10 protein-coding genes, 1 tRNA gene and 1 pseudogene are annotated in these 12,530 nt (G+C 32.0%); 6 read left to right on the top strand and 6 right to left on the bottom strand.

Features of this window, described 5'->3' with window-relative positions; translation table 11 throughout:
* Nucleotides 1–303 precede the first annotated feature (303 nt).
* Complete coding sequence (locus M0M44_RS23915) at nt 304–444, top strand: DUF4372 domain-containing protein (RefSeq protein WP_420842768.1); 141 nt, start codon at nt 304–306, stop codon at nt 442–444.
* 1,163 nt (nt 445–1,607) lie between these two features.
* On the opposite strand, the pseudogene M0M44_RS23910 reads toward M0M44_RS23915, so the two are convergent.
* Nucleotides 1,608–1,712: pseudogene (locus M0M44_RS23910) on the bottom strand (hypothetical protein); the annotation flags it as partial.
* A gap of 1,378 nt (nt 1,713–3,090) precedes the next feature.
* Here M0M44_RS23910 and M0M44_RS11600 point away from each other — a divergent pair.
* The 5 genes from M0M44_RS11600 to M0M44_RS11580 all read left to right on the top strand — a co-directional run bounded on the left by M0M44_RS11600 (nt 3,091) and on the right by M0M44_RS11580 (nt 9,682).
* Nucleotides 3,091–4,392 (top strand): site-specific integrase, encoded by a 1,302-nt coding sequence (locus tag M0M44_RS11600; RefSeq protein ID WP_248729903.1) that lies wholly within the window; start codon nt 3,091–3,093, stop codon nt 4,390–4,392.
* 277 nt (nt 4,393–4,669) lie between these two features.
* A tRNA-OTHER gene (locus M0M44_RS11595) sits at nt 4,670–4,750 on the top strand.
* Between the two features lie 1,120 nt (nt 4,751–5,870).
* Nucleotides 5,871–6,620 carry a glycosyltransferase family 2 protein gene (locus M0M44_RS11590; protein ID WP_248729902.1) on the top strand — a complete coding sequence of 250 codons (750 nt, stop codon included), beginning with the start codon at nt 5,871–5,873 and terminating at the stop codon, nt 6,618–6,620.
* A gap of 137 nt (nt 6,621–6,757) precedes the next feature.
* Complete coding sequence (locus M0M44_RS11585; RefSeq protein ID WP_248729901.1) at nt 6,758–7,477, top strand: polysaccharide deacetylase family protein; 720 nt, start codon at nt 6,758–6,760, stop codon at nt 7,475–7,477.
* A gap of 897 nt (nt 7,478–8,374) precedes the next feature.
* Nucleotides 8,375–9,682: a site-specific integrase gene (locus tag M0M44_RS11580; protein ID WP_248729900.1), complete on the top strand. Its 1,308-nt coding sequence runs from the start codon at nt 8,375–8,377 to the stop codon at nt 9,680–9,682.
* A 41-nt stretch (nt 9,683–9,723) separates the two neighbouring features.
* Here the strand turns inward: M0M44_RS11580 and M0M44_RS11575 are convergent, their stop codons facing one another.
* The 5 genes from M0M44_RS11575 to M0M44_RS11555 all read right to left on the bottom strand — a co-directional run bounded on the left by M0M44_RS11575 (nt 9,724) and on the right by M0M44_RS11555 (nt 12,528).
* Nucleotides 9,724–10,044: a hypothetical protein gene (locus M0M44_RS11575; protein ID WP_248729899.1), complete on the bottom strand. Its 321-nt coding sequence runs from the start codon at nt 10,042–10,044 to the stop codon at nt 9,724–9,726.
* The gene (locus tag M0M44_RS11570) at nt 10,031–10,306 is read right to left on the bottom strand and encodes a helix-turn-helix domain-containing protein (protein ID WP_248729898.1); all 276 of its coding nucleotides are present in this window, start codon (nt 10,304–10,306) and stop codon (nt 10,031–10,033) included. The genes M0M44_RS11575 and M0M44_RS11570 overlap by 14 nt, the downstream gene beginning before the upstream one ends.
* 49 nt (nt 10,307–10,355) lie before the next feature.
* Nucleotides 10,356–10,643, bottom strand: a complete 288-nt coding sequence (locus tag M0M44_RS11565; RefSeq protein ID WP_248729897.1) for a hypothetical protein — start codon at nt 10,641–10,643, stop codon at nt 10,356–10,358.
* 22 nt (nt 10,644–10,665) lie between these two features.
* Nucleotides 10,666–11,604, bottom strand: a complete 939-nt coding sequence (locus M0M44_RS11560; RefSeq protein ID WP_248729896.1) for a hypothetical protein — start codon at nt 11,602–11,604, stop codon at nt 10,666–10,668.
* Between the two features lie 123 nt (nt 11,605–11,727).
* Nucleotides 11,728–12,528: a hypothetical protein gene (locus tag M0M44_RS11555; RefSeq protein WP_248729895.1), complete on the bottom strand. Its 801-nt coding sequence runs from the start codon at nt 12,526–12,528 to the stop codon at nt 11,728–11,730.
* Nucleotides 12,529–12,530 lie beyond the last annotated feature (2 nt).

The raw sequence follows: 12,530 nt of genomic DNA, 5'->3' as shown, positions 1-12,530 counted from the left end.
TCCCCGACCAGTAAGCAAACTATTTATCAGCAGTAATAAAGGGTAACCAACAATAAAAAACAACCTCTATCCTGTATTCAAAACAAAACTCATGGAAGGCAAGCAGCCGTTTTTATAAATCATTTTTATGCAAAAAAAAAAAAAAAACGATACGGTGCTCAAATGCCGTATATTTTTTTTATTCCTAAATATTTAAGATATGCATTTTATACCTCATTTTTGGGCATACCAATTTGCATTTAACTGCTCTAGCCCTAAATTAACTTTACAAAAATTTCAAAAAAATCTGTACCTATCAATTGTTTGATTTTTCTAGCAAAAAGCATTTTTGAAAGGCTTATAACAAAATATTTCGGCAATAAAAGTGTTAAATATTTTACTTGTAAGAAACAACGTCAATGTATGCTTTTTGGTCAATTATCATCTCGTAAAAACTTGAGATAATCAATAACTGTTATCGAAGCGCATCAATAAAAATCGCATCACTTAGGATTTGGGGAAATCTAACACGGGAACACTGCTAAAGTCAATTTAAAATAGAACTTATAAAATATTTAAAAGACTTTACCAACCATTTAATATTTATTCACAAAGAAAAAACAGCAACAACAGTTGTAAAATAAAAAACAATGTTTACGAATTTGACTCTTCAACTATCGACTTGTTTTTGAATGCATTTTACGATGCTCATTTAAAAAACAACAAGAAATACGACTTCAAACTTTTGACATATTGCGGATATTATTTAGTTTTATAATATATAAACCTTTTAACTACTTTTGTCCTCAGTTAAGAAATTTCCTTACATACGCAATAATCTATACCTTCAGGTTATATATTTCCGATTAATTTTCTCTCCTTTTGCAACTAAATTTCCTAATATAAGTTTATTTTACTCTAGTGGGATCTTCTCACTAATGCAAACATTTTTACTTAATTCAGGCTATTATCTCAACAATACCCAAAGTCACTGAAATCATCACCCACCTTTTCATATAATTTCATCAAATATATACTGTGACTATTAATAATTAATTTGCTTGAATTAGACCATTTAAATTAAGCTTAACATCTTATATTTTCGACCTACAGCTATCAGTTGCTTTCTGTCGAAAACTTAATGTGCATAGCAAATAAATAAATAATTTTGCATTGATATTATTTTTTTCACAAAAGCTTATATCAGAGTCCAATAATTATTTTAGAATCTTTTAAGGACAAAGTCCATAAAATTTCCTTAGTTAATAAATTATAGAAATGCTTATAATTAGTTATTTAACGAAATAAAATTAACAATAAGATAGGAATTATAACTAATAAAAAAAAACATATAAATGCGTAATGGATGTTCTAACTTAGCTTGGATTCCTATTGAAATTGCAACTAAAAAGTGGAGACTTTTTACGCTACTAATTTTTCATTTGCTGGTGTAATAATTCCATTTCGTTTGGTGTTCTATATGCAATAGAAGAATGTATTGGATATGCAAAAAAAAACTGGAGAAAAGGCTAAGCTGCATTTTTATAATTAGTTAGTTTATTAAATTCTTCAATTGTTTTATGGTTCAAAGCCGAATGCCTTTTTTTTTATTGTGACAAATTTTCGATTTATTGCTTCGCCTGTTCTCTTACGCTCGAGTCAAAAATTTCAAGTTTCATCTGTTCTCTAGAAAGCAATTTGCTTCCATCAACCAATTCCGTTTTGAAAGGTTTGAAAAAACTTTCAGTGGCATCATTATCTCAGAAGTCTCCTTTACGGCTTCTGCTTCTTGTGATATTTTATAAGAGTCCAGTGGATCTGCAAATTTTTTATTGGAATATTGTTCCCTCGGTCAGAATGGAATATTAATTCATCTGCAATTGTCCTGTTCTTGGTTGCCTTTCCCAAGCCTTCAATACAGTTTGTTTAGTGCTTAGTCCATTGCTTGAACTCCAGCCAGCTGTCTTTCTGTCAAATGCATCTAAAATAATGGGCAGGTATAAAAATCCATCCTTTGTTTGTATACAGGTGATCTCTGAAAACCCGAGCCTTTTCAGGTTCCCTTTTTAGGATATATCGAACAGTAAAATAATTGTGTTTTGAATTGGCCGCTGCCTTGAATTTTTTGCTCAATTTGCTGTGCAGCCCTAACTGCTTCATGTATGTAGCTAAAGCTTTCTGGATATCTGATATCCTTGGCTTTGCAGTTCAAGGATAATTCTTGGGCTTCCATACCGCTTTTTAGCATTAAGTATATTGAAGCAGTTCCTTCTTTTATCAGAGCAGTTCTCCTCTGTCTTTTCTGATGGAACCTGCAGCTTCCAATTATGGCAGCTGCTTGGGCTGGCTTTTAAGACTCTGCACATCTTTTCAATCGAATATATTTTTTCATGGTTTTTTATGAGAAGATAAATCTGGATATATAAGCATATAATGGAGAATCAGAAAAGAATATTATAATAAATTGAAATCTATTTTTTTGCTTAACAAAATATTTTGCATTCACAAAGAATTCCCATGAATCATAAAATAAAAATTTTGAAATAGATTGAAATCATCAAAACTCTAATTACGCAAAAACCCCCATAATAATGTTCTAAAGATACCTTCAAAATACATCAATTGACAAATAAATATCAATTTTAAATTTTGAAAGCTCTGGAAATTCCATAATTTTTTTGTATATTTATGCTGTTTTTAACCTATATTTGACTTGAGAAATTGGTTAAGATTTCGAGGTACACTTTTTTACTGTGCCGACTCTTAAATAGCATACGAAGCCTAGTATTTACTAGGGGTTTAATACATCGAGGAGGAACCTCTTTCTCCGCTGAGAGCTTAAAATGAGACTTTTCAAAGTTTACAAAAAAGGCTAAAATTCACGGAAAACCCTGCAAATCAGACGATTTGCAGGGTTTCTTCTTTTATACCGCTTTTCAATATTTTCAAAAACAAACAAAATCTTCGTGGCGCATTCGTGGCACAGGCTAAGATTTTAAAAGTGTGCCACAAAATTCCACCTTAAGTCCCGATATCAAAGGGGTTAAGCACGTTTACATCTTGTTTAAATAAGGTTATAATTCTACATTTACTAATCTAATAAGTTGAATTATGCTAGAGAACAGCTTTGGGCTAATTTTCTTTTTGAAAGTACCCCGCCATGCAAGTAACATTAGAACCGTTTATTTTAGGATTACCGTAGACGGTATCCCAAAAGAAGCATCTACCAGACGCCAATGGGACATTGAACGCTGGAATAAAAGAACAGAGAGAGCAATAGGCACAAAAGAAGATGCAAAATCCCTCAACTTTTTCTTGGACTCACTTACCACGAAAATCCATGACATCAAAACAGAGATCCTATACAGCGGAAAACCAATAACCTCTCAGAAAATAATGGATCATGTCATGGGAAGAAATTCTCCAAGGGTAAAAGTTCTTGAAGAATTTCAAAAACATAATAATGAATTGGAGGCACTGATTGGCAATGGCTATACCGGCGCAACCCTAGAGAGGTTTAACATAACCAAAAATCATGTGTCCACATTTATAAAATTCAAGTATAATGCTGATGATTTTGAATTTGCCGATTTAGATCTTGAATTCGTAAAAGATTTTGAGTTTTACCTTCGATCTGTCCGCAAGTGCAGCAATAATACAGCCCTTAAATACATTGCCAACTTCAAAAAAATTGTAATACGTGCCATTGACAAAGAAGTTATCGAAAAAGATCCATTTAAGAGCTTTAAAGGCAAAAAAACAAAAATTGTAAAGAAGCCTATCTCTGCAAAAGAATTGGCAGAACTGGAAGCATATCAGTTTTCAATAGAAAGACTCAGTGTAGGACGCGACATTTTTGTATTCCAATGCTACACCGGACTTGCATATATTGATGCATACCAGCTTACCAGGTCAGATATCAAAGATGGTGTGGACGGGAAGCCATGGATTATCTCTGAGAGACAGAAAACTAATTCAACTGCAAAGATTCCGCTTCTTCCCCATGCTGCCAGAATTCTTGAAAAATATAAAGATCATCCTCTCTGCATCAAACGAGGGACTCTGCTGCCTGTTTATTCCAATCAGAAGATGAATGGGTACCTTAAAGAAATTGCAGCGCTATGCGGCTTTCCATTTACTCTGAATACCCATATGGCACGCCGTACATTTGGAAGCACCGTCACATTAAACAATAATGTTCCAATCAACGTGGTAAAAGAACTGCTTGGGCATTCCTCTGTTAAGCAGACAGAAGCTTACGCAATTACTGAGCAGGCAACCATCGGAAGGGAAATGTCAATACTTAACGAGAAGCTCGACAAAAATAAAGCTAAAATATCCCCTGAGGACTTGGATGCATTGGGCAGATTAGAAAAAGAAATCCAGATGATAAAAAAGAAGTATCACATTTAGACCTGTTTATTTAAATATCGCATTTAAAACTAAAAGAGGTCAGCTTAAAATTTGTGAGACACCTCTTTTTACTTGGCATTAACACCTTTAAAATGATGTAAAAAAGATTGCATTTAAAATACCCCCCAACCATTAATTATTGAAGATTGTTTTTACACTAGCACACAAATATAATTCTCCTTATATGTAGTTTCAAAAAAAAAAAAAAAAAAAAAAATACAATCGAAAAAACATTCTATATTTCGCACCTTCAACAAACTATAGTATGCATCAAATTGGAGGAATGGCAGAGCTGTCGAATGCCGCATCGAAAACTGCTGACTGTAAGAGGTACGGGTTCAAATTCCTTCTTCCTCCGAAAAGGTTAAGGCGGCAAACCCTGAAAATTAAATAATTTTCAGGGTTTTTCTTATTATACCCTATTTAAATTTCTATAAAAACATTCAAAAAATTGACGGCACATTATGGCACAGTTAAAATTTGTTAGGTTTATCACAAATATTACTTTATCAGCAATAGCAGAAAAAACTTTTCTTAAAACTATTAATTTATTTTCATATAATTCGACTTTACGTTACCAACAATCACAAACTTACTTAATAATGATTCAATTTACTTATTTGTTCAAATAATTATCATTTTGAATAAATTTTCTGTTACATTGAAGATAGTGGCAATCAGGATAGACTATTATACCCAACTTTTTCTTTACAGCTAACAGTTTGCATTACCCTCGTCTTTACCCTCAGAAAACAAAATATTAATTAACTAATCATCATATGATATAACCTTTGTCTTACTATGGACCTATTTGGGGGTCATTAATATTTAAAGAAACTTAAAAAAATCCTAAAGCCTCAAAATCTTTGTCATAAATATTTATAACAGTATGCCTCAAGATCACAATTTGGACTTACATTTATATTTTCCTGTATTTTCGACTATTACCAGCTAACTGGAACTGATTTTATTCTTTGTCCTTATTTTCACTTTTTTGTCATTACCTAAATAAACTATTTCAACACTAAACAATTTCGAAATTTTTATTTCCTTCATGCCAATTGTTACTTATTCCGGCATACATATTACAAGTTTACAATTATATCTAAGATTAGAATTTACATTTGTCAATTAATCTTCTAAGATTTGTTTTTTTCTTTTTTTTTAATTATTTCGATTATCTCCACGATCTAAGTTTCAAATAATCTAAATGGAAAATTCATTTTTTTTTGAGTTAAAAAAAAACATATTTAAAATGATTTATTATAAAATTAGAGTAGACGATAGTCAAAATTAAACATAGAAAAACATTTTTTTTTGTTTTTTTATAAAGATACCAAAATTCTCTTTCCCATCTTGTCAGTAACAAAATTAATATTGACTCAAATAAAGAGCTACACCTATAAACGCTAATTAAGTTTTTTTTAAGATCTAAAATATAAAGCAATACAAGAATCATGTCTAAATATATAAAGAATATGAAAATTAGTGGTTTAATTATTACTTTGAATGAAGAAAAAAATATTGGTAAATGTATTGATTCTTTATTTAGAATTTGTGACGAAATAGTTGTTGTAGATTCATTCAGTAATGACAAAACAGCTAAAATAGCCAAAGAAAAAGGAGCAATTATTATAAAACAGTCTTTTCTGGGAGATGGTCCGCAACGCTCTTATGGTCTTCAATACTGCAAAAATGATTGGATTCTTAATCTGGATGCAGATGAATTTCTAGATAAAGATGCGGAAAATTTTATTTTTACAAAAGAATATTTAGAAGGCAATTATGATGCTTTTAGCTTTAGAATAAAAAATTTTTTAGATGATAAACTTATAAATTTTTCAGGTTGGTATCCAGATTATACAGTCCGGCTTTTTAATAAAAAAACAGCCCATCCATCAGATTCAATAGTTCATCAAAGAATAATTGCACAAAATGCTAAAAAAGTACCTGTGCATATTTTACATTATGCTTGGAAGTCTTTAGATCATATTATTTTAAAAAAAAACCTATATACTACTTGGCAATCCCAACAGCTTTTTGATAAAAATGTGAGAGTAAAATTTTACAAACCTATTCTAAATGGAATAGTCGCTTTTATTCGTTGCTATTTTTTTAAGAAAGGTATTTTTAATGGAATAGACGGGCTATCATTTGCACTAATTCAGAGTTTCTTCTGTTATATGAAATACGCAAAACTTTTGAAAATACAAAAACAGAAAATATAAAAATTATTGAGGTTTTATTTTTTTCTAAAATAATTTGATTCATAAGAAAATGTGAGATCATAATCGTTTCAATTGTCTAAATATTTTAAAATTCAAGTTAGATTAGTTTTTTATTTTTATAATCTTTAATATATAAAATGGCTATACTCCCTATTTTAATGTATCATAACATTTGTGATACTGAAAGTAATAAATTAACTGTTTCTGTGCAAAACTTAGAGCAACAGCTTCAATATTTAAAAAACAACAATTATACAACGTTTCATTTTTCCGAATTACAAAGAATGAAATCTATACCCAAAAAAAGCATTGTACTCACTTTTGACGATGCTACTGAAAATCAACTGATTTTTGCTATCCCATTACTGGAAAAATTTAATTTTAAGGCCAGTTTTTTTATTCCTTTTTTTTATATAGGAAAAACAGATTTATGGATAAATGGTTATGGATTTTCTAAAAAAAAGATCATGACAATTGAGCAGTTAAAAGGTCTAAATAGCAATAGGATAGAATTAGGATATCATTCATATGAACATAAAAAATATAGTTTATTATCTGCAATAGAAATACAAAATGATTTTCTAAAATGTGAAAAGATAATTGAGGATAATGGATTAAAAATATATCCAGTCTTGGCGTATCCCTATGGCAACTACCCTAAGGCAGGGAATAGGAAAGAAAATTTTAAACAAATACTAATTAGCAATAGAATAAAATTGGGATTAAGAATCGGCAATCGTCCAAATCGCTTTCCTTTTAAAGATGATTACGAGATAAAAAGAATAGATATTAAAGGTCAAGATAGTTTACTGATTTTTAAATTAAAAATAAGATTTGGTAAATTAAATTTGTTCTAAATTTGTTCGTTGCTAAAGAATGCTTATATCTATATTGTAATTTCTCGCAAATGGTTATATAATATGGTTCTTGATTTTAATTTTATAACTTAGACATCAATGATCAAATCATAATTCTAAAAATATTTTTATATATTTAAATTGTTCTATTCTTTGGGAGTTTCATTTAAGTAACAGAAAACAAATTCTACTACAAGGGTATCTCTTCTAAAGGCTATCAATATTCTTAAGAAATACAAAGATCCTTCTGTTTCTCTTAAACATAAGAATGTACTATCACTTTTTCTTCTAATCAGAAAATAATTGAACCTTTTAAAAAAAAATGCTCTTTTACACGGTTTTTACATTCATCCACAGTACATATGCAATCCGCAGAATTTTTAAAATACATTTCATTAAATGTAATATGTGATAAAGGAAATGTTCAAGCTACTCTAAAAGAGAAATATCTGCACTAAGCCAAAACTCAATCTGCAAACATCTAAGGTTTTCAAGAAGATTTCACCACTTTTGAAAAACTTCAAAAAAAATAATCAATATATAACAAACGAAGAATTAATTCCTAATTTATTCTGGTAAATTGACACCTCATAAGTTCGAGTCCTGCTCTCCCCACGGAAAGGCCGAAAAGCCGGAAAACTTAAAGTTTTCAATCTTTTTAAAAAGCCTTAAAAAATGTCTTAAAGCCAGTAAATCCGATGATTTACTGGCTTTTTTGCTTTATGGGCTGTTTTCAATATTTATAAATGCTCACAAAATTAAAGGTCCAGAATCGGTGCACTTTCGGGCGCGCAGAAAAGTGCACCAGAAACAGCAAAAATCCCTTATATTACAGGGGTTAACGACTTGATTTGACAGTGATATTATTCTACATTTATTAATTTAAAAAGTAGGATTATGTTGGAAAGCAGTTTTGGTTTGGGATTCTTTTTAAAAAGACCCAAAATAGAAAGCAGGGAATGGATTATGTATTTCAGAATAACTGTTGACGGTATCCGTAAGGAAAGCTCAACTAAGAAAAAATGGGATAATACACGATGGGATCAAAGGTTCGAAAGAGCGGTCGGCTCAAAGGAAAATGCAAAGTCACTGAACTTCTTTTTGGATTCGCTGACTTTAAAAATCAATGAAATCAAAACCGAAATGATGTACAGCGGCAAAATCATAACCGCTGAAAAAATTATGGACAAGGTTCAGGGAAGGACAGCCCCAAAGATTAAGGTGCTGGAAGAATTTCAAAAGCATAACGATGAAATGGAGGCGCTTCTTGGAAAAGGCTATGCAAAAGGCACCCTTGACCGGTTTACCATTACTAAAAACCATTTGACTGCGTTTATAAAATTCAAGGTTAAAAAGCACGATCTTGAATTTGCGGATTTGAATCTTGAGTTTGTAAAGGATTTCGAGTTTTACCTTAGAACTGTACGCGACTGCAGCAGCAACAACACCCTAAAGTATATTGCAAATTTCAAAAAGATTGTAATCCGCACCATCGATAAGGAAATAATCACAAAGGATCCATTTAAGAACTTTAAGGGACGTAAAACAAAACTGGTAAAAAAACCGCTCACCGCGCAGGAACTGTACGAACTGGAAAGTCATTATTTCACAACTGACAGGCTCAATGTCGTAAGGGATGTATTTGTCTTCCAATGCTACACTGGCCTGGCTTACATAGACGCATACCAATTAAAAAAGACTGATATCAAAAAAGGTATTGACAGAAACCTGTGGATTATGTCCGAAAGGCAGAAAACAAACTCATCATTTAATGTCCCTCTTCTTCCCCAAGCACTGAAAATAGTTGAAAAATATAAAGAGCACCCGCTGTGTATCCAGCGTGGAACCGTGCTTCCTGTTTCATCCAACCAGAAAATGAATGAGTACCTGAAAGAGTTGGCAGTCTTGTGCGGCTTTCCTCTTACATTAAACACGCATATGGCCCGCCGTACTTTCGGAAGCACTGTCACATTAAATAACAACGTCCCTATTAATGTAGTTAAAGAACTGCTGGGTCATGCATCGGTAAAACAGACTGAGGCATATGCTATAACTGAGCAGGCCACAATCGGACGTGAAATGTCTATTGTCAATAAAAAACTCAATAAAACTGGGTCCAAAATGTCTAAGCCTGATTTGGCGGTTCTCAGCAGGCTCGAAAAAGAAATCCAGGCAATCAAAAAGAAATACAATATAACTTCATGATATTTAATTTCAGATAATCATTTAAAATCAAAGAGGCTATCTCAAATATTTTGAGATAGCCTCTTTTTACATAACTTAACTTCGCTTTTATATCCTGGATCATAAGATGGGGTGTACTTAATGTATCCTAAATCCTGAAGATGTTTAAAATACTTATGATAAGTTGGCAAGGTGTGCACATGCGATAGCTGCATAATTTTACTGCGGCTGACTTTAATCCTTCTTCTCTCCCCTTGTCTATAGCCTAATGCCAGTATTGCTGTCAAAATTGATAGATGCCAGACATTTAGTTTTGGATCATCACAGTACCTTGAGAGATAATGCATAATGTCTTTTTCCCTAAAAATATTATTTTTTTTCATCATCAAATAATTTTTGAAGATCTTCTCTATTATAATAATAGGCTCCTAATACCTTTTTAAAACGTACTTTCTGGGATATTCTAAGATTCTGGACTGAACCTGCTGATATGTCAAGCATTTTGCGAACAGCTTTAGTTTTAACCCATTGAGATTCCGATCCAATATTCTGAACCTCGGCAGATTGCACAATAAGTGTACGCATAACATTGGTTAACATAAGCCCAAATTGTCTTAAATCATCTTTAGTTACAAGTTCCTCCATCTCATTGTAAAATTTAAATTTTATTATTGTTAGATTATCATCTGAAATATTATTCCAAATGAAAATAGATACTGCTTCTCTTATTTTTATTCTTCGTCGGAACATAAACTAGATAGCCGTAATTATCAAGATCACGCATACATCTATGGTAAGTTTTTGGAGACATTACCTTTGCAATGCTTTGAATTTCGATGCTGTACGCTAATACTGGATTGATGTAATCTTTAGAAGCACGAAACTGGAGTAGAGCTGCAAAAATAGCTATATGGGTAGTTCCAATTCTAAAATCATCTTCAATTGCCTTGAAAAATCTGGTTAAGATTTTAAGATTATCCATAATTTTCATAGGTTTTTATTTCTCAAAATTTCGGCGACATCTTTCTTGAAACCGACTCCATAGGCATCTCATGCTTTTTCACCTGCTGTACCTTGCATCCGCTTTGCAGTTCCCTCAAACTTATCTTCTGCATTCTGTCATTATAAAAAGTAAGCGTTTTAAAGCGAGGATTTGCTTCGATAAAAACCTTGATTTCTCTATTCTGAATCATTAGGGAAGCCTCTTCCCTTTTTCCTCTTTTTAAAGAATCAGACAAAGATTCAAATTCTTGATAATCTTCATTTTTAAGTGGAAGAGTTCTTAGAACATTGCTTACATTATAGCCATAGGTCTCTGGAAATTCATTCATGCGGTAATTATCTCTAAGATCTTTATCATAAAAGTTAAACTGCTTCCAAGTTCCGTTTTTAAGTACTGCCCTTCCAGCCAGCAGATTGTATGCCTCCGAAGCGTTAAAATTTTCAGATTTGCCATTTTTAAAATAGTGTGAACTCTGCCCAGATGGTGAAGAGTCTGTGTAAAGAATTGAACTGAATCCATCAAATTGATAAGCTCCCTGTGCATTCTTTTGAAATAATAAAGAATGCTCAAGTCTTTCATTTTCAGAAATATGATATGAAACAGGAACAGAGAAGCTTAACTGCTGTTCCTGCATTTGCTCTAATGTCTTAGGGTAAACATCTGTAAAACCGCTGTTTTTTAACTGTTCTTGCAATGATGTTCTGTTTAATTCCTGATCTTTTAGATATTCCCGCTTATCAATCCTTTCAAAAGCAACAGCATTAACAGCTTCATTTAAAAGTCGGCTGAAGATATTTGGATATAAATTTTGCCTCAAATTTTTATATTCATGCTTAAGAAACCTTAATGTTAAAATTTCATCTATCGCTTTAGTTCTTTTATATTTAAAAAGCAGCATTCTAAAGAACTTTAATTTCTCTATTCCAAAAGAACGTTCCATTGCAGGGCTGCTTTTAAAAAGAGATTTTAATTTTTCTTCCTTCGATAACCAGAGTTTTATCTCATTCTCTACTCTATTATTTTCAGACGGCATAATGATGAATCTTTAATTGGATTTCTGAGGCTACACGGATCTGCCTGCTTTTTTTGAACGTGACTTATTATTCTGTTCTTTCTGTGGCGGCGCATCATCATTATTACTCTGGACGGTATTCTTTTCTTTTGATCGAGACTGTTTCTCACCTTTACTTTCACGATCATTGATTCTCTGCATTGAAGAATCATAAACCTTTACCGTTTTAAACTGCGGATTTGCTTCCACAAACTGTTTTCGTTCTTCTCCACCCACAACAAAAGTTACGGACTGCAGATTTCCTTTTTTTAGAGAATTAATTAAATCTTCTTTATACTGCGGAGTAAGCAGTTCTTTTATCGAATGCTTCTCCAGCGAAGCTTCCAGATCATAGCCGTAATTCTGGTGATACTGATTCAGCTTAAAGTTCCCGCTGCTATCGGTTTCCTTGAAATTCAAAGAAATCCAAGCATTATAGGCTTCGCCGTCCTTACTTTGAAGATTTTTATTGACAGATCGTCCTTCCATTAAATTATAGGCTTCTTTCATTGTAATGCTCCCCTCTTTGTTGATGTAAAAGGTTTGTTCCAATCCCGGTTTGTTTTCCTCCTTTTGCAGGTTAACATGGTAGGAATTAAAAAAATACATATCGTTCTGTTCGGACTTTTTAAAGTTTAATTCAACTGTCACGCTGTCTTTGTTAGGAACACCGTTGTTCATAATGCCTGTGCGAACAATTTTAAAATCTTTTTCGCCTTTCAGCATATTTGCCTTCAGCTCTGCTTCAAAAGTTTCCCCAAATCCAGTATATTTCAACTGATCTTTAAGGTAATCTAAATTTTTCTGGTTCATGA

The sequence above is a fragment of the Flavobacterium humidisoli genome (assembly GCF_023272795.1).
Lineage (GTDB): Bacteria > Bacteroidota > Bacteroidia > Flavobacteriales > Flavobacteriaceae > Flavobacterium > Flavobacterium humidisoli.
Note: the sequence above shows the minus strand (reverse complement) of the source record. Positions and strands in the feature narration are given on the sequence as shown.